Source organism: Microbacterium sp. P5_E9 (assembly GCF_054049175.1).
In genome coordinates, this window is record NZ_JBFUMV010000015.1 from 57,101 (window position 1) to 74,809 (window position 17,709).

General features: G+C 69.7%; 15 protein-coding genes. 5 read left to right on the plus strand and 10 right to left on the minus strand.

Features of this window, described 5'->3' with window-relative positions; all coding sequences use genetic code 11:
• Position 1: 1 nt before the first annotated feature.
• The 10 genes from ACXJ3V_RS15810 to ACXJ3V_RS15855 form a co-directional block, all read right to left on the minus strand.
• Positions 2-955 (minus strand): carbohydrate ABC transporter permease, encoded by a 954-nt coding sequence (locus ACXJ3V_RS15810; RefSeq protein WP_457101288.1) that lies wholly within the window; start codon positions 953-955, stop codon positions 2-4.
• On the minus strand, positions 955-1,854 hold the full coding sequence (locus tag ACXJ3V_RS15815; protein ID WP_457101289.1) for a carbohydrate ABC transporter permease: 900 nt from the start codon (positions 1,852-1,854) through the stop codon (positions 955-957). The genes ACXJ3V_RS15810 and ACXJ3V_RS15815 overlap by 1 nt, the downstream gene beginning before the upstream one ends.
• Before the next feature lie 84 nt (positions 1,855-1,938).
• Entirely contained in the window at positions 1,939-3,198 is a 1,260-nt protein-coding gene (locus ACXJ3V_RS15820) for an ABC transporter substrate-binding protein (protein ID WP_457101290.1), read from the minus strand.
• A 237-nt stretch (positions 3,199-3,435) separates the two neighbouring features.
• On the minus strand, positions 3,436-4,131 hold the full coding sequence (locus ACXJ3V_RS15825) for a GntR family transcriptional regulator (protein WP_457101291.1): 696 nt from the start codon (positions 4,129-4,131) through the stop codon (positions 3,436-3,438).
• 74 nt (positions 4,132-4,205) lie between these two features.
• Positions 4,206-5,291, minus strand: a complete 1,086-nt coding sequence (locus ACXJ3V_RS15830; protein WP_457101292.1) for a DUF222 domain-containing protein — start codon at positions 5,289-5,291, stop codon at positions 4,206-4,208.
• A gap of 1 nt (position 5,292) precedes the next feature.
• The gene (locus ACXJ3V_RS15835) at positions 5,293-5,625 is read right to left on the minus strand and encodes a hypothetical protein (protein ID WP_457101293.1); all 333 of its coding nucleotides are present in this window, start codon (positions 5,623-5,625) and stop codon (positions 5,293-5,295) included.
• Positions 5,626-5,766: 141 nt separating this feature from the next.
• Positions 5,767-7,704, minus strand: coding sequence for an FAD/NAD(P)-binding protein (locus ACXJ3V_RS15840; RefSeq protein ID WP_457101294.1), 1,938 nt, complete (start codon positions 7,702-7,704; stop codon positions 5,767-5,769).
• A complete protein-coding gene (locus tag ACXJ3V_RS15845; protein WP_457101295.1) occupies positions 7,701-9,074 on the minus strand; it encodes an NtaA/DmoA family FMN-dependent monooxygenase in 1,374 nt (457 codons plus the stop codon). The genes ACXJ3V_RS15840 and ACXJ3V_RS15845 overlap by 4 nt, the downstream gene beginning before the upstream one ends.
• Complete coding sequence (locus tag ACXJ3V_RS15850) at positions 9,071-10,273, minus strand: LLM class flavin-dependent oxidoreductase (protein WP_457101296.1); 1,203 nt, start codon at positions 10,271-10,273, stop codon at positions 9,071-9,073. Before ACXJ3V_RS15850 ends, ACXJ3V_RS15845 begins: the two co-directional genes overlap by 4 nt.
• Positions 10,270-10,992 (minus strand): GNAT family N-acetyltransferase, encoded by a 723-nt coding sequence (locus ACXJ3V_RS15855; RefSeq protein WP_457101297.1) that lies wholly within the window; start codon positions 10,990-10,992, stop codon positions 10,270-10,272. The genes ACXJ3V_RS15850 and ACXJ3V_RS15855 overlap by 4 nt, the downstream gene beginning before the upstream one ends.
• Positions 10,993-11,246: 254 nt before the next feature.
• Between ACXJ3V_RS15855 and ACXJ3V_RS15860 the strand changes: the two genes are divergently transcribed.
• Genes ACXJ3V_RS15860 through ACXJ3V_RS15880 form a run of 5 tightly spaced genes read left to right on the plus strand, consistent with a single transcriptional unit; the run spans position 11,247 to position 17,636 of the window.
• On the plus strand, positions 11,247-12,287 hold the full coding sequence (locus tag ACXJ3V_RS15860) for an ABC transporter permease (protein ID WP_457101298.1): 1,041 nt from the start codon (positions 11,247-11,249) through the stop codon (positions 12,285-12,287).
• Positions 12,284-13,219, plus strand: a complete 936-nt coding sequence (locus ACXJ3V_RS15865) for an ABC transporter permease (protein WP_457101299.1) — start codon at positions 12,284-12,286, stop codon at positions 13,217-13,219. The genes ACXJ3V_RS15860 and ACXJ3V_RS15865 overlap by 4 nt, the downstream gene beginning before the upstream one ends.
• Positions 13,216-14,958, plus strand: coding sequence for a dipeptide ABC transporter ATP-binding protein (locus ACXJ3V_RS15870; protein WP_457101300.1), 1,743 nt, complete (start codon positions 13,216-13,218; stop codon positions 14,956-14,958). Before ACXJ3V_RS15865 ends, ACXJ3V_RS15870 begins: the two co-directional genes overlap by 4 nt.
• A gap of 27 nt (positions 14,959-14,985) precedes the next feature.
• Complete coding sequence (locus ACXJ3V_RS15875) at positions 14,986-16,602, plus strand: ABC transporter substrate-binding protein (protein ID WP_457101301.1); 1,617 nt, start codon at positions 14,986-14,988, stop codon at positions 16,600-16,602.
• Entirely contained in the window at positions 16,599-17,636 is a 1,038-nt protein-coding gene (locus ACXJ3V_RS15880; protein WP_457101302.1) for an LLM class flavin-dependent oxidoreductase, read from the plus strand. Before ACXJ3V_RS15875 ends, ACXJ3V_RS15880 begins: the two co-directional genes overlap by 4 nt.
• Positions 17,637-17,709: the final 73 nt, after the last annotated feature.

A 17,709-nucleotide genomic window follows, 5' to 3' on the forward strand; every position in this document is an offset into this window, starting at 1 on the left:
ATCAGCCCTTGGTCGCCCCGGCGACCAGGCCGCCGATGATGTGACGCTGCATCACGATGAAGAAGATGAGCGCCGGCGCGATCGCGAGCAGCAGCGTCGGGAAGACGGTGGTGTAGTCAGTGGAGTACTGATCGACCGCCGCGTACACGCCTGTCGTCACGGTGTAGATCCCCGAACCAGGGCCGAGGATCACCTGCGGGTTGATGAAGTCGTTCCAGACGCTGATCGAGTTCAGCACCACGATCGTCGCCACGGCCGGCCTCATGATCGGGAAGATGCACGACCAGAACGCACGGATCTTTCCCGCGCCGTCGAGGGACGCCGCCTCGTCGATGTCCCGCGGCACGGTGCGCAGGTACGCCGTGAACAGGAAGATCGTGATCGGCAGGGTGAGCGCTGTCTCGAACAGCACGAATCCGGGGATCGTGCCGATGAGTCCGAGCATCCGCAGCACGAACACGACGGGAATGAGCGTGACCTGGCCCGGGATGAACAGCCCGGACACGAAGAGGAGGAGCAGCGCGAGGTGCCATTTGCGCCGACCGCGTGCGATCACATACGACGCCGGCGCGGCGAGGAGGATGCAGAAGAGGTTGACGAGCAGCACGAACAGCAGCGTGACGCCGTACGCGGCGATCACGTTGAATCGCTCGCTCGTGGCGGCTTTCACGAGATAGTCCAGCGTGAACGAGCCCGGCGAGAAGCCGAGCGGGTTCAGCAGGATGTCCTGCGCCGGCTTGAAGGCGCTGATCACCATGATGTACAGCGGGACGAGCATGACCACAGCCACGAGACCGAGGATGAGCCACTTGAACACCTTGCCGGCGAGGGGCTCCTTGATCTTCGTGGTACGGCTGCGGCGCTTGCGGTTCTTGACGGCGGTGTCCTTCTCGGTTGCGGCCTCGCTGGTGAGGTCGGCTGCCACGGGAGTCATGACCGCATCGGTCGTCGACATCACTCGCTCACCTTCTTCTCGGCTCCACGACGGGAGAGGGTAACGGCAAGACCCAGGATCGCCGTGACGATCAGCAGGATGACCGATTGGGCGGCACCGAAGCCCAGCTTGGCGTTCTGGAACGAGTCCATCAGGATCTGGTAGACGATGGTCTGCGTCGAGGCGGCCGGACCGCCGTCTGTGAGGGCGAGCACGATGTCGTAGACCTTGAGGAATCCGACCAGCGTGAGTACGACGTTCACGGTGACGATCGGAGCGAGGAGAGGCAGCGTGATGTGGCGGAACCGCGCCCAGCGGTTCGCGCCGTCAACGGTGGCGGCCTCGTAGTACTCGGCGGGGATCGACTTGAGGCCCGCGATGTACAGGATCATGTTGAAGCCGAAGTGCGACCAGACGACCGTGAAGATCACGGTGGCTTTCGCGAACATCGGATCGGTGAGGAACGGGATCGAGCCCCACCCGGCCTGACCGAGCATGCTGTTCACGACGCCATGCGGGGCGAGCAGCGCCGACCACAGGAACCCGATGATGAGCGCGCTGATGATGTAGGGGTAGAAGAAGACCGTGCGGGCGACCGCATTCGTCGCGCCCGGTCCGCTGATCAGCGCGGCCAGGCCGAGGCCGACCGCGTTGCACAGGATGGTGCCCGCGACGGCGAGGATGGCAGTGAAGATCGCTGCGTCGAGAGTGCGCGGGTTCTTGAAGGCGTCGAGGTAATTGTCGAAGCCGATGAAGTCGAGGTTGAGGCTGTAGCCGGTCCAGCTCGTGAGGCTCAGCACGAACGCCAGCCCCATCGGAATGACGAACATCGCAAGGAACACGATGACCGCCGGGGCGCTCATGAGGAAGCCGGGCAGTCGACGCTTCCAGACAACCAGGGCGCGGGATGCATCTGCCATCGTCGGCCTCCATTCATCGTTGAGTGGTGGGGGTGGGGGATGGGGGCGCGAGCCGGAACTCGCGCCCCCGATGAGTGGTGCTTTTTAGCGGTTCGCTTCGAACCAGGCGTCCATCGCCGCGAGCATGGCATCGGCTGATCCGCCGGTGATGAGGCCCTGGGTCTGGGTGTTCAGCTCGGCGCCGTAGCCGGCCGGAACGGTGCGCCCGCCGTAGCCGTCACCGGAGGGGGTGAAGGACTCGGCAGGGGTGTCTGCGATGATCTGCTGCAGTTCCTCACCGAGCGGCGTGGTCTCGTACTCGTAGCCTTCGCGGAAGTTTCCGTCGATCTTGAGCTGGGCGATGACGGCGTCCTTGTCGGTCACGAGGAATTCGACCAGCTTCGCCGCCGCGTCCTGGTGCTTGGACGCCTTCATGATGACGTAGGGGGCGGCGAGGTTCGCGATCTGCGCCGGAGTGACACCCTCTACGGCCGGAGCCGCGAAGACGCCGATCTCGGGCTTGTCGGTTGCCTTCGCCTCGGCGGCGGCGAACCAGCTGCCCATCGGGTACATGGCCGCCTTGCCTGCGAGGAACGACGTCTCAGCGTCGGGGTACTTCACGCCCACGGAGTCGGCTGGGATGTACCCATCCTTAACCCACGACGCGTAGCGCTCGACGGAGTCGCGGTAGGTGTCGCTCCAGATGAGGTCACCCGAGGAGATGCCGTGGTACCAGTCGGGCTCCTCGCCGATGACGGACGGGATCGCGGTGTACTGCAGCGAGAGGTTGGTCATCCACTCTCCGCCGGACTGGATCGGCGTCCAGCCCGCATCCTTGAGCTTCTTCAGGTCGGCCTCGAACTCCTCCATCGTCGTGGGGGTGGCCTCGATGCCGGCATCCTTGAACGCCTGCTTGTTGTAGAACACCGTTCCCTGAAGCTGGAAGCCGACGCCGGCCGTCAGGATCTTGCCGTCCATCGCGTACTGCTCGGCGAGGGGACCGTTCTTCGCCCAGTCGTACTGCGAAAGGTCGACGAGTTCGGGCGCGAGCTCCGCGGTGGGCGCGAGCGTCTCGACGATGTCCGGGACGTCGCCGGACGCGAGGAGCGTCGGCAGCGTCTTCGCGACGGACTCAGCCGGCGGCTGGATCTTGACGTCGATGTTCGGGTTCGCCTTCTCGAACGGCGCGACCAGCTCGTTCCAGAACTCCTCGGTGAGGTTGGGCGTGATGTTGACGAGCATGCTGAGCTCGACCTTCTCATCGGAGGCGGCAGGCGTGTTTCCTGAGCTGCTGCACCCGGCGAGGGCGAGGCCGGCGACAGCGAGACTCGCTGCTGCCGCCAGGCTGAAACGGCGTGTGATCATCATTGAACCTTCCGTAGTATTTCGGGCCCCTTGGTGAGGGTCGGGGCAAGCGTACGATAATCGATAATCGTTGGCAATAGCGAAAATCGATAATCGTCTTGGCGATGTCGGGCTCGCTCCACACGTCGGGTTCGGGCGGGGCGGATCGCGCATGGATCAAGCGCGACGACGACAGCGGGCAATTGTAGAAAAAGCAAGCTGAGTGGCTGGTGGGAACCGGTGCGAGACGCCGAGCGGCTACGGCTCGGCGGTCTGCGACTCCTGGCTTCCATGGCGTTCGGAGAGGTGGAGCTCGCCGCTCGCATGACGGCGGAAGAGATCCGCCGCGCGGTCCGGCGCATCGCCTTCGAGGACGTCGAGCAGATCGCGATGCGACTCCGCGACGTGGTGCCAGTCCCCGGCATAGCCGGGATCTGACAGGACGTGCAGGGAGCGGAGACTCGGCTCGATGATGTCCCACATGCGCGGAAGATAGCTGTTGCCGCTCGCGACGATGACCGCCCGATGGAACTCGAAGTCGAACTCGCGGAACGCGGTCACATCGTTCACCATCGCCGACCTCGACATGTCCGCGATCAAGGACTCGAGTGACGACCGGGCAGCGGCATCCAGTCGGCCGCACGCGAACCGTGCGGCGAGCTCCTCGAGCGTCACCCGTGCGACTCTGGCCTGTTCGACCTCGGCTCGCGAGTAGTCGGCGACGAAGCTGCCATGGTGTCGCACCTGCTGCACGAGGCCGTCGTGCGTCAGGCGCTTGAGGGCCTCCCGCACGGGGGACTGGCTGACCTTCAGCTGTCTGGCCAACTGAGACTCGACGAGCTGCTCGCCCGGCTGCAGCGTCGAATCTCGGATCATGCCTCGAATCATCGAGTAGATCTGATCAGACAGCAGGCCCCTGTCGAGACCCTGCATTCGCGCCGTTGCATCGGACATGACCACACAGTACCCGATAATCGACTATCGCTAGTCGATCCGCGGTCGACGAGTGCGGCAACGCCGACCCGGGTTCAGTGTCGGAGGACGGCGTCGTGGAGTCGGGTTTTCGAGGTGGTGACGGGCCGCCATCGGAGGGTGGCGTCGCACCAGCTGGGTGCGCGTACTTCGGGGACGCCGTGGTTCATCCGGATCTTCCATCCGTGCCAGTCGATGAAGCGGTGATGGAACCAGCAGAGCAGCACCCCGTTGTCGGTGTGGGTGGGTCCGCCGTTGACGTGCTCCTGGACGTGGTGGATTTCACACCAGCCGGCGGGAACACCGCAGCCGGGGATGATGCACCCGCCGTCGCGCAGCGCGATGGCGCGGCGCTGGTGCCGGTTGAAGACGCGTTCTTCGATGCCGATGCGGACGATGCGTCCGTCGTCGCGGGACGTGATCCGTTGGATGGCACCGGCACACCCGACATGCAGCGCCGCCCTCATTCCGAGCGGCATGTCACAGCCTTGGGCGTGCGCGTATCCCTCCCCGCGTTGGGCGTCTTCTTCGCGCACGGACACGATCAGGGTCGGGGCGGCTCCGCCGATCGTGGGCAGCAGACCACTGGAGGCCGCCACCGACAGGGCGCTCGCGAGCGCGTCGTGCTGCTGCTGCGCCCGCGTCCGGAAGTCGCGCGGAACCACAGCGTCATCGGGTTCCCCGTCGGTGGGGGACTCTTCGGTGAACTGGACGCCGTGGTAGGCCGGGTTGCTGTGCGCGTCGAAGATCATCTGCAGCTGCGCGGCCACCTCGGGCATCAGATTCCCCCGGCACGGCACGCCCCCGTCGGTGGGGGCGCCCAGCGTGAACCCGCGTTTCCGCTCGGTCATCCGCTCCCGCGGTTCGGCGCCGTCCTGATCGAGCGCGATCGACCACGCCTGCGCCTGCACACGGAGGAGGTCGGCACCCATCGGCGGCGCCCCATCCGGACCCTCACCGCGCGACTGAGCGGACAGTGCCGCGTCGGCGGCGAGCAGCTCCTCCTGGGAGATCCGCGACCCGGCGGAGAGCAGCGGACCGGCGACCGCGACCAGCCCATCGACGCCGACGAGACCCTCGCACATTGCCGCGCGCATGCCCGGGAGTACCGGGTCGAGCAGCTCACCCGTCGTGAGCGACACCTCACGCTGCACCGGCCCCCGAAGCGCGACGCAGCCGCGACACCGACGACCGGGAGCACAGCGTCGCACGCTCCACCAGCTCGCTGACATCGTGGCAGCCGAACCGCGTTGTCATCCGATCGTCCCGGTCCCCCGACGACGACCGCGCCTCCACCTCGCCGACCGCCTCGATCAGCACCGCATCCAGCCGCCGGCCGATCCGCGCCGTCGTCGACAGCAGCTCGACGATCCCGGCTTCGTCGGCGATCCTCAAAGCCCCGCCCATGACAGCCTCGGATACGACCTCAGCCATCATCGCGTCGAGTGCTTCGAGGCGATCGATGAGGTCTTTCATACCCCTATTCTGCTGAGGGCCACCGACATTCCGACCCCGAATTCCACCTGATCAGCAGATGTTTTTCGACCAATTTCGAGATGCCGAGCGCGGGCCTGACGACGACTGCCTGGGCACACCGCCACGCCCTCTCCTGGCGCGTCAACGCAGGGCGAGCTCCGGAGTCACGCCGGCGTCGGCGAGATCGCGCAGCCGCGCCGTGATGGCCCCGGCGACGCGGTCGGTCTGGCGAAAGGACAGCGAATCGCCGCGCGGGCGCGTGAAAGCTCCGGCCTCGGTGGCCGCGGTGAACGGTCCGACGCCGAACAGCGACTCGTGGGCGAAGCCGTCGCGAGCGACGACGCGGCCGTCGGCGTCGACGTCGATGCGCCCGAGCGAGCCTTCGAACGAGGCATCCGCGACGCGGAACTCCCGGCCATGCGCGGCGGCGAGTTCTCGGAGGGCGTGGTTGTCGCTGACAGCCGCACCGGACTCCGGCAGCCAGGCGTCGACGAGCGCGCGGGCGACCGTCTCGCCCGCCACGCGGGGGCTGGATGCCACGAACCCGCGCTCTGCGTCGATCCGGACATCGACATCCGGGCCGAGGAAGCGGACGACGCCGGCCTCGGAGAGCGCGAGGAGCTCCTCGAGCCGGTGCGCGGGCGGCCCGCTCGCGACGTAGCTGAAGAACGTGTGCCAGGTCACGGGCAGTGACACGGCGCGCGACCGGGCGCTCCACCGCTCCGGCGGAACATCGGCGAGCGCCAGGAACGACAGCAGCACCGCGAAGAAGACTGCCTGGGCGCTGCTGCGCTCCTGGGTGGTGCGCAGGGTCAGGTCGTCGGCGATGTGGCGGCGGATGCGGTGCTGCAGCTGCTCGTCGGTGGCGAAGGTCTCCTCGCCGAGCGGTCGATCCAGGCCGGGCACATCGAAGCGGTCGAGGGGATCGGGGACGAACCGCTCGGCGGCTCGACGCAGCACGTCCACCTCATCCACGTCGCCCCCGTGGTCGCGCAGCACCTCGCGGAACTCGTCCCAGGTGCAGGTCACCCGCTCGGGGTGTCCGGTGAACAGCTCGCGGTAGTGGCCCCAGACGAGCTCCTGGGCGATGAGCGGCCAGAGGTCGCGCTCGAAGTCGACCGGCGCGGGGCGGGCGACCAGACCGGCGACGGCATCCTTCGTCAGCACCTCGAGCTGCGGCTGAGCGCCCTGGATGACGGACGACACCTTGGACCGGTAGGGCACACCCCGGCGGGAGCCGATGTGCAGCCGCGGCTCGCGGCCGGACGGCTCGTAGCGCAGCGGGCCGTCGGCATCGCGGGTGAACCGGCCGCCGCGGCCTTCGGCGAGCAGCACCACGAGGTCGACGGCGGCCAGACCCATGCCGCGGACGATGACATCCTCGCCCGCCCCGAGCGCGGACAGATCGGCGTCCGCGGTGAAGTCCGGGGGAACGTACGTCAGCCCCGCCCGGGCGGCGTCCGCGATCAGCGCGGCGGTCGGCCCGGCCGGCGTGCGGCCGTTATGTCCGACCGCGTAGATCACGAGGTCGGCCCCCAGTCGGTCGCCGCCGGCGAGATCGACAGCGTGCCCCGAGGCGTCGGGCCGAACCCCGGTCACGGTGTCCTGCAGCCAGCGCACCGACACCCCGGGGGGAGCCGCAGCGACCGTCGTACGCCAGAACCAGTCGAGGTAGCAGCTCTGCAGCCGCCGGGTCGGGAAGCTGTCACGGGCCAGACCCTGCAGTTCGGCGGCGACTCCGGCATCCGTGAGCTCGACATCCGGCAGTGCACCGTTGCGGACGAGCTCCGCCCACTCGATCAGCGACGGACCTGGACGCACCGGACCATCGATCGTGCAAGTGTCGTCGGTGAAGACCGTGACATCCCGCGCCATCGAGTTGAGCTTGAGCAGTGGCGACTGGTCGTACCGCCAGATGCGTCCGGCGCCGGGCGGGTGCGGGTCGACGAGCGTGATGTCGAGGCGGCCGGGCTGCTCGCCCCGGTGCGCGATGACGCGTTCGAGCAGCATCACCGCGCGGGGGCCGGCGCCCACGAAGACCACCCGCAGGACCGTGGCCGCGGCATCCGTCTCGGTCACCGGCCTGCGGCGACCGGCGCCCCCGCCCGCACCGGGGCGAGCTCCAGCAGGTCGTGCAGCGTCGCGCCCTCCTCGTACGACGTGCGGTACGAGCCGCGCTCCTGCAGGAGGGGAATCACGCGCTCGGTGAACTCGTCGAGCCCGTGCGGGGTGACGTGCCCGATGACGGTGAAGCCATCGGTCGCGCGCTCCTGCACGAACCGGTCGATCTCGGCGGCGACGAAGTCAGGCGTCCCGACGAACGTATGGTTCGCGGTGAGCCGGATGATGAGATCCCGGATGCTGAGATTCTCGGTCGCGGCGACCTCACGCAGGCTCGCGATCCGCGCGCGCACCGCCGCATGGCGGTTCGCGAAGCCCTGGGCGGACTCGACGCCGGTGTCGGGCTCGACATCCGGAAGCGGGCCGTCGGCGTCGTAGCCGCTGAAGTCGCGGTTCCAGATCTGCTCGAGATAGGTGATCGCCGTCTCGGGGCGCACCTGCGCCAGCGCGATCTCGCGTGAGCGCTCCTTCGCCTCCTCGAGGGTGTCGCCGAGGACGAAGCTGGCGGCGGGAAGGATCTTGAGCGAGTCCTCTGAGCGCCCGCGCTCGGCGAGCCGGCCCTTCACATCGCGGTAGAAGTTCTGCGCGTCGGTGAACTCGGTGTGCCCCGAGAAGATGACGTCGGCGTGCTCGGAGGCGAAGTCCCGGCCGTCCGCGGAGTCGCCGGCCTGCACGATGACGGGGCGTCCCTGGGGGGAGCTCGGCACATCGAAGAGGGCGTCGATGTCGAAGAGGCGACTGTCGAAGCGCACCGGCGCGACACCTGCGTCGTCGAGGAAGACGCCGGCCTCGGCATCCGCAACGATCGCTCCGTCCTGCCACGACGCCCACAGGCGCTTGGAGATCTCGGCGAACTCGGACGCCCGCGTGTACCGGTCGGCGTGGTCGAGGTAGCCGCCGCGGCGGAAGTTCGCGCCGTGGAAGGCGTCGGAGCTGGTGACCGCGTTCCAGCCGGCGCGACCGCCGGACAGGTGGTCGAGCGTCGCGAGCTGACGGGCGAGCTCGTACGGCTCGTTGAACGTCGTGGAGAGCGTCCCGACGAGACCGATGTGCTCGGTGACGCCGGCGAGCGCCGCGAGGATCGCGAGCGTGTTCGGCCGGCCGAGCACGTCGAGGTCGTGCACCTGCCCGCGGTGCTCGCGCAGCCGCAGGCCCTCGGCCAGGAAGATGTAGTCGAACAGCCCGCGCTCGGCGTTGCGGGCGAAGTACTCGAACGACGCGAAGTCGATCTGGCTGCCCGCGGTCGGGTCGGTCCACACTGTCTGGTTGTTGACGCCGGGGAAGTGGGCGGCGAGGTGGATCTGGCGCTTCGATGCAGAGCGGCTCATGCCGAAACCTCCTGTCGGGTGTAGCGACTCGCGCGCAGCGGCAGGCCGAGGCGCTCTCGCAGGGTGGCGGCGCCGTTGTCGGGCTGCCGGATGCCGGCCGCGCTCGCGCGCGGGATCACGTTCGCGGTGATGGCGGTGAGATCGGCGGGAAGACGAGCCGGGCGCAGCCGCACCCCGTCGACACCGGCGGCGGAGAGCTCGCGGATGACGTCGACGACGTCGTCAGCGGTGCCGACCACGACGCGCGCGTCGGTGACGAGCTGCTCGTGCGACTGCAGGCGAGCCCACGCCGCATCCGCCGCCGCCTTCGTGGCCTCGATCACGACGATCAGGTCGGCGAAGACCCGCAGCGGCTCGGGCTCCGAGCGCACCTCGGCGGCAGCTTCGGCGAGTTCGGAGAGGATGCCGGCGGTCGCGGCCGCGTCGGCGGGCGTGATGAACACGACATCGGCGTGCTCGGCGGCGAAGCGATACGGCACCGTTTGATGCGCGAGCGCGGTGATGAGCGGCTGCCCCTGCGGCGACCGAGGCACGATCGATGCGCCGGTGATCGAGAAGAACTCACCCTCGAATTCGAGGTTGTGCACCCGGTCGCGGTCGAGGAATCGCCCGGTCTCGAGGTCGCGGATGATCGCGTCGTCCTCCCACGAGTCCGAAAGGCCCCGGATCGCCTCGACGACCTCGCCGGCTTCGCGGAAGGCCGCCTGCCACGCGGTGTCATCCTCGACGCGGCCCGACGCCGGGAAGCCGGTCGGCCCGTCCGTGCGGCGGCCGAAGTTCGCCCGCTCGGCGGGTGATGAGCCCGCGACGATGCGTGCGCCGGCGCGGCCGTGGCTCGCGTGGTCGAGGGTCTGCAGTCCGGTGGCGAGGTGGAACGGCTCCGGGTGGGTCGTGGTCACCGTGGGCACGAGTCCGATGCGGCGTGTGAGGGGCGCCAGGTACGAGGCCAGGAGGACGGCGTCGAGGCGTCCGCGCACCCGGTCGGCCCGGGGCTCGCCGTCGCCGCTGGCGCGGCCGCCGAAGGAGAGGGCGTCCTCGATCGTCGCGAAGACGATGCCCGCGGCATCCGCTGGCCTGACGAGGTCGCGCCAGTAGCGCGGGGAGGTCAGCTCGCGCGGCTGGGCATCGGCCTCCCGCCAGGCGGCCGGGTGCCAGCCGGCACCATCCAGTGCCACCGCGATCTGCACGGGTTCGGTCACGATGAGGCTCCTTCTGTAGGGGTGCGCACGGCCGAGAAGGTCGTGCGCGTGCGCAGGGCGAACCCGAGGCGCTCGTACGCCGCGATGGCGTTCACGTTGGTCGCTGCAGCGTGCATGAGCGCCCGGTCGCCGCGCTCCTGGATATGGAACGCGACGTCGAGCACGAGCCGCGACGCCAGTCCCTGCCGGCGGTACTCGGCATCCGTGGCGACCGCGCTGATCTCGGTCCAGCCCTCCGGGTGCATCCGCTCCCCGGCCATGGCGACGAGCCTGCCTTGGCGACGGATGCCGACATACCGGCCGAGCTCGTAGGTGCGCGGGCGGAACGGGCCGGGCTGATTGCGTTCGACGATCGCGAGCATCTCGKGCACGTCGTCGGCGCCGAGGAGGATCGCCTCGTCGTCGGGGCGCGTAGTCAGGACGTCGGTCTCGACCAGCTGCACGCCGGCACCGTGCCCCAGGACGTCCCACCCGGCCGGCGGCTCGGGGTAGGAGCCGGAGAGGCCGATGTCCTCGCCCGGACCGACGAGCTCGAGGAGCGCCTCCCAGACGCGCGGCTCATCCCAGGTGCGCACGGCGACGAAGGGCGCCACGTCCGCCGGGTAGCGGCGCACCAGATCGTCGCCGATGGCGAACGAGGCGTGCGGACCGTTCAGGGCGTGCCAGGCCGGGTTGTCGAGCAGTGCGGCGTCGTGGTGCGGGGCAAGGGTGTGGCTCATCGGCGTGTGCGGGTTCCTTCGTGAGTTGCTTCCGAAAAGCCTGCGGCACCGGGTGGTCGGCGGGGTCGGATGCCGTCATCCGAGTTCACACGACGACTCATGAGTCACGTGGCGGAGGCCGGCGAGTCGATGTGTGACCCCCGGTGACAGGACATGAACGTCGATGACGCCGAACCGGACATGGCGCTTGCCGGGGCTGTCATCGTGGCCGACGGACTCGACCGCCGAGACCGCGAACCGAGCAAGGAGAGCGCGTGACCCTCTACATAGGCAGGCGTCTGCTGCAAGCAGTGGTCGTGCTGTGGGCTGCCTACACGGTGTCCTTCATCGTGCTCTACGCGCTGCCCGCCGACCCCGTGAGCCTGCTGGCCGGCGGCGAGGCGACCGACATCTCGGCTGCACAGCTTGACGAGCTGCGCCAGCGTCTCGGGCTCGATCGCCCGCTCATCGTGCAGTACTTCACCCAGCTGGTGGACGTGCTGCACGGCGATCTCGGCACATCGATCGTCACCGGCCGGCCGGTCACCACAATCCTCGCGGAGGCGATCCCGCCGACGCTGCAGATCGCCGCGGCCGGGTTCGTCCTCGCTGTCGTGTTCGGCGGAGGCATCGCGTTCTTCGCCACGTTCACCCGCAATAAGGCGCTGTCCGACTTCCTGATCGGACTGCCGCCGCTCGGCGTCGCGGTGCCGTCGTTCTGGCTCGGCCTGCTGCTCATCCAGTGGTTCTCGTTCGCGATCCCGCTCTTCCCGGCCGTGGGCGACGGGGGACCGATCTCGATCGTCCTTCCGGCGATCACGCTGGCCGTGCCGACCGGGGCGGTGATCGCCCAGCTGCTCGCGAAGAGCCTGGACACGACGCTGCGTGAGCCCTACATCGACACCGCGTGGGCCAAGGGCGTGCGACGCACCCGGCTGCACCTGCGGCACGGCCTCCGCAACGCCGCCCTGCCGGCGCTGACCATGACGGGCCTGATCGTGGGACAGCTGCTGGGCGGCACGGTCGTCACCGAGACGGTGTTCTCCCGGCCAGGGGTGGGCCGGGTGACCGCGGCGGCGGTGCAGCAGCAGGACATCCCGGTGGTGCAGGGCGTGGTGCTGTTCGCGGCATCCGTCTTCGTCATCGCGAATCTGACGGTCGACCTGATCTACCCGCACCTGGACCCTCGCATCGTGCTGGCCGGCGGGCGCAAGCGGCGACGCGGCACAGCCTCGACCACGTCTGACGACGCCGCCGCGCCCGTCCCGTCCGACGCCGAATCCGAGGCTCTCGAGCCCGTGGGAGGAGCACGATGAGCGACACGACCGCCTTGCTGCCGGATGCCGCCGAGCGCCCCGCAGACACCTTCACGCAGACCTCGGCGGATCGGTTCGAGGATGCCGTCGCCGACCGCGCCCGCCGCCCACGGGTGCGGCGCCTGATCGAACTGCTGCGCCGCCCGACCGTCGTGCTGGCCGTCATATGGCTCGCGCTCGTGGTGATCGCGGCGATCTGGCCGAGCCTGCTGGCGCCGGGGGATCCGCTGCTCGGAGTCCCCGCGGACAAGCTGCAGCCGCCGTCGGCCGAGCACTGGTTCGGCACCGATCAGATCGGGCGTGACCTTTACACCCGCGTCGTGCACGGCACCCCGCTGACGATCTCGGCCGCGGTCATCGCGGTGTCGGTCGGGATCCTGGTCGGCGCGGTCCTGGGTGTCATCGCCGGGTTCGCCGGCGGAGCCGTCGACGACCTGATCATGCGCGGCGCCGACGTCCTGCTCGCGATCCCGGGGCTCCTGCTGTCGCTCGCCATCATCACGGCCCTCGGCTTCGGAACCGTGAACGTCGCGATCGCGGTCGGCGCGGCCAGCGTGGCATCCGTCTCCCGCATCATGCGGTCCGAGGTGCTGCGCGTCCGCTCGGCTCCCTACATCGAGGCGGCCTACGCCTCCGGCAACCGATGGGGCCGGGTGCTCGGCCGGCACGTGCTGCCCAACTCGCTCGGCCCGGTGCTGGTGCTGTCGGTGCTCGAACTGGGCGGCGCGATCCTCGCCGTGTCGGCGCTGAGCTTCCTCGGCTACGGCGCCCAGCCGCCGCTCGCGGAGTGGGGTTCGCTCGTGTCGGGCGGCCGCGACTACCTCCGGTCCGCCTGGTGGCTGACCACGTTCCCGGGCATCGTGATCGCCCTCACCGTGCTCTCGGCGAACCGGCTGTCGCGTGCCCTCGACCCCGATCGGAGCGTCCGATGACCGCCGCAGCCTGGGGCACTCCCGTCCTCCGCATCGAAGGACTCGCGGTGACCTACCGCACCGCACGCGGCCCGGTCGAGGCCGTCCGCGACGTCTCGTTCGACGTGGCTGCGGGTGAGAYCGTCGCGATCGTCGGCGAGTCCGGTTCGGGCAAGTCCACCACCGCGCACGCGATCGTGCGGCTGCTGCCCGCCGCCGCGACCATTCCGGTCGGGAGGCTGCTGCTCGGCGACCCCGACCTCGATGGCATCGACCTCGTGACTGCGACGAGCGCCGAACTCGCCCCGATCCGCGGGCAGCGGATCGGCTTCGTCCCGCAGGACCCCACGGTGAGCCTCAACCCGGTGGTGCGGATCGGCGCCCAGGTCGCCGAGGTCCTCCTCGTGCACGGGCTCGCCGATCGGCAGACCGCTGCGGAACGGGCGATCGAGGCGCTCGAGCGCGCGGGCCTCTCCCGCGCCCGGGTGCGTGCGAGGCAGTATCCGCACGAGCTCTCCGGAGGCATGCGCCAGCGTGTGCTGATCGCGATCGCGATGATCGGCCGACCGGAGCTGATCGTCGCCGACGAGCCGACCAGCGCCCTCGACGTGACGGTGCAGCGGCAGATCCTCGATCAGCTCGACGAGCTGCGCGCAGAGACCGGGACGAGCATCCTGCTCATCACCCATGACCTGGGAGTGGCCGCCGACCGGGCCGATCGCATCGTCGTGATGCATCGCGGACGCATCGTCGAGGCGGGCACGCCCGCGGAGGTGCTGTCTGCTCCGGCCGATCGCTACACACAGCAGCTGATCGCGGCGGCGCCGAGCCTCAGCGCCCGGCGGGGCGCGGCATCCCGACTCGCCACAGTGCGTGTCGCCGACCGACCGGCGCTCTCCGGTCGGCCGGGCGATCCGTTCGCATCCGCCGGTGAAGCGGCGCCCACGCCCGGGGCCGCGCCGGTGCTGGAGGTGCGGGACCTCGTCAAGGAGTTCGCGCTGCCCCGCAGCGCCGGCTCGGGCACGCAGCGCGCCGTCGACGGCGTCTCGTTCGCGATCCCGCGGGCGCGCACGCTCGCCCTCGTCGGAGAGTCCGGCTCGGGCAAGACGACGACGGCTCGGCTCGCGCTGCGCCTCGTGCCGCCCACGTCGGGAGTCGTGCGCCTGGACGGCGACGACGTCACGAACCTGCGAGGCGCGCGCCTTCGCGAGCTGCGCCGCCGGGTGCAGCTCGTGCAGCAGAACCCGTACGCCACCCTCAACCCGCGCCAGTCGATCGAGCAGATCATCGCCGACCCGCTGCGCGCCTTCGGGCTCGGCGATCGTCGCAGCCGTTCGGCGCGCGCCGCCGAGCTGCTGGATGTCGTCGCCCTGCCCGTCTCGGTGCTGCAGCGGYGACCGGCGGAGCTCTCCGGCGGGCAGCGCCAGCGGGTGGCGATCGCCCGCGCCCTGGCGATCTCACCCGAGCTGCTCGTGCTCGACGAGCCGGTCTCGGCCTTGGACGTGCTGATCCAGGATCAGATCCTCACGCTCCTGGTCGGGCTGCAGCGCGACTTCGGCCTCACCTACCTGTTCATCTCGCACGATCTCGCCGTGGTGCGCCAAGTCGCCCACGAGGTCGCCGTGATGCGCCAGGGGCGCATCGTCGAGACCGGCTCCGCCGACGACATCTTCGAGCGCCCCGCGCACGACTACACCCGAGCCCTCATCGACGCCATCCCTGGCGGGCAGGCCTCGACCTCTCTCCCGCCCCACCCGTAACCGCACCCGTACCGCAAGGAACCCACCATGAGAATCCGAACCACCCTCTCCGCCGCAGCGATACTGACGACCGCGCTCGTGCTCGCCTCGTGCGCCAGTGCCACAACGCAGACCACGTCAGCGGATGCCGCGTCCGGCCCCGTCGACGGCGGCGACCTCGTCTTCGCGATCGCGAACGACCCGATCTCGCTCAACCCGTCCGGCACCGGCTCGGGCAACGACACCTGGTACGTGACCCGTCAGCTGGTCGACTCGCTCCTCTACCAGGACCCCGAGACGAGTGAGCTGGAGCCCTGGCTCGCCACCTCCTACACGGCGAACGCGGACGCCACCGTCTTCACCTTCGAGCTGCGCGACGACGTCACGTTCTCCGACGGCACACCCCTCACCGCCGAATCGGTCAAGGCGACCTTCGACGACATCGTCGCGGCCGGCGCGCTGAGCCCGTCCGTGGCCGCGTTCGTGGGCTACCAGGAGACCGTCGCGGTCGACGACGACACCGTCGAGGTGCACTTCGCGAAGCCGAACGCCGCCTTCCCCAACGCGACGGCCGCGGTCGGTCTCGGCATCGTCGGTGCGGCGACACTCGCCGTCCCCTACGCTGACCGCGCCGACGGCGCCTCCCTCGTCGGCACCGGCCCGTTCACGCTCGAGTCGTACACGAAGGACGTCTCCACCGTGCTCGATCGGCGCGACGACTACGCGTGGTCACCGGCCGTGCGCGGCAACGATGGCGCCGCGCACCTCGACACCGTCACCTTCCAGGTCGTGCCCGAGGCGAGCGTGCGCACCGGCGGGCTGGAGTCCGACCAGTTCGACGTGATCGGAGGTGTCCAGCCGACGGATGTCGACATCATCAAGTCCGCGAACCTGCCGCTCGTCTACCGGGCGAACCCTGGTCTGAGCTTCGGCCTCACCTTCAACGTCTCGCGCCCGCTCGTGTCCGACGTCGTCGTGCGCGAGGCGATCGCCGCGGGGATCAACGCCGAAGAGGTCCGCGACACCTCGCTCAACGACCTGTTCAACGTCGGCACCAGCGCACTGGCGAAGAACACGCCCTCGTGGGCTGACCAGAGCTCGTACTTCGCATTCGACGCCAAGAAGGCTGCCAAGCTGCTCGATGGGGCCGGCTGGGTCGCCGGCGATGACGGCATCCGCGAGAAGGACGGCGAGCGCCTCTCGCTCAACCTGATCTGGATCACGAACTTCGGCCCCAACCAGACCAGCCTCGAACTGATCCAGCAGCAGCTCAAGCAGGCCGGCATCGAGCTGAACCTCGCGGGCAGCGTCGTGCCGGACTACCTCGCCAAGCAGGAGGCCGGAGACTTCGACATCGCGTGGGGCAACAGCTCACGCGCCGACGGCGACGTGCTGCGCACGACCTTCTCGAAGGCCACGACCAAGCTCCGCATCGACGACCCGGAGCTCGAGCAGCTGCTCCAGGCCCAGCTCGCCGAGGGCGACCCGGCGGCACGCGCCGACATCCTCGCCGAGGCGCAGGAGCGGATCGCCAGCCAGTACTACCAGATCCCGGTGCACGAGCTCACGTCGATCCTGGGCACTCAGGCCGACGTCCACGATGTCACGCTGGGCGCCGACTCGCGGCTGGAGTCGCTCGTGACGGCCTGGAAGGACGCCGAATGACGCAGCGCCTGGTTCCCCGCGCAGGATTCATCCTCGCGGGGAACCATCCCGACCGCCGGCCTCAGGTCGGACTCGAAGAGACGCTGCGGCTGTTCGCCTTCGGGGAGCAGCTCGGCTTCGACGTCGCCGGCATCCGGCAGCGGCACCTGGAGCGGGGGATCTCGTCCGCCCTCCCGTTCCTGGCCGCGGCCAGTCAGCGCACCGAGACCATCAGGCTCGAGACCGACGTCGTGCCGCTGGGGTACGAGACGCCGTTCCGCCTCGCCGAGGACTTCGGCACCGTCGACGCACTCGCCGGCGGGCGGGTGAATGTCGGGATCAGCACGTCCTCGCCGCACGGCGAGCTGCTCGCCCCGCTGGGGCGGTCGGAGGAGCCGATCGACCCCTACGCGCTGATCGAGCGGTTCCTCGAGGCGCTCGAGGGGCATGCGCTCCACGCCGAGCCGCTGTACACGCCGTACGGCCCGCAGATCCCGCGCATCGAGCCGCACGTCGCGGGCCTCCGTGATCGGGTCTGGCTCGGCGGCGGCTCGGAGCGGTCGGTGCTCTGGGCGGCGCGCCGCGGACTGAAGCTGCTGCTCGGCAACCTGAGCGACGCCGAGGGGCACGACCGGTTCGAGCCGGCGCAGCGGGTGCACCTCGACGCCTACTACTCCGAGTTCGCCGGCCCCGGCACGCCGGTCGTCGGGGTGGAGCGGGTCATCGTGCCCACCACGACCGCCACCGCGGAGCAGCGCGCGCACTACCGCGACTATGCCGAAGGGCGCAATGCGCGCACGGCGGAGCCCGCGATCCTCGGCGGCCGCCGGGTGGTCTTCCAGCGCGACCTGATCGGCAGCGCCGAGGAGATCGTCGACCGGCTCCTCGGCGACCCGTCCATCGACGGCCGCACCGAGCTGCGCGTCGCGCTGCCGTACGGATTCGCCGAGGACGAGTACCGCCAGATCCTCTTCGACATCCGGCACGCGGTGCTGCCCGCCCTGGGCTGGCAGCCCGCGCACGACGCGCGCATTACCTCGCGTGAAGTCGCATGACGGCCTTTGACGCACACCCGCCGAGGCATCCCCGCACCCGCGGAATGCTGGCATCCGGAGCGCGAGACCACCG

Excerpts from the sequence above, each read along its gene's own strand:
- ACXJ3V_RS15810 (WP_457101288.1), bottom strand. The coding sequence starts at position 955 with ATGTCGACGACCGATGCGGTCATGACTCCCGTGGCAGCCGACCTCACC.
- ACXJ3V_RS15815 (WP_457101289.1), bottom strand. The coding sequence starts at position 1,854 with ATGGCAGATGCATCCCGCGCCCTGGTTGTCTGGAAGCGTCGACTGCCC.
- ACXJ3V_RS15820 (WP_457101290.1), bottom strand. The coding sequence starts at position 3,198 with ATGATCACACGCCGTTTCAGCCTGGCGGCAGCAGCGAGTCTCGCTGTC.
- ACXJ3V_RS15825 (WP_457101291.1), bottom strand. The coding sequence starts at position 4,131 with ATGTCCGATGCAACGGCGCGAATGCAGGGTCTCGACAGGGGCCTGCTG.
- ACXJ3V_RS15835 (WP_457101293.1), bottom strand. The coding sequence starts at position 5,625 with ATGAAAGACCTCATCGATCGCCTCGAAGCACTCGACGCGATGATGGCT.
- ACXJ3V_RS15845 (WP_457101295.1), bottom strand. The coding sequence starts at position 9,074 with ATGAGCCGCTCTGCATCGAAGCGCCAGATCCACCTCGCCGCCCACTTC.
- ACXJ3V_RS15865 (WP_457101299.1), top strand. The coding sequence starts at position 12,284 with ATGAGCGACACGACCGCCTTGCTGCCGGATGCCGCCGAGCGCCCCGCA.
- ACXJ3V_RS15875 (WP_457101301.1), top strand. The coding sequence starts at position 14,986 with ATGAGAATCCGAACCACCCTCTCCGCCGCAGCGATACTGACGACCGCG.
- ACXJ3V_RS15880 (WP_457101302.1), top strand. The coding sequence starts at position 16,599 with ATGACGCAGCGCCTGGTTCCCCGCGCAGGATTCATCCTCGCGGGGAAC.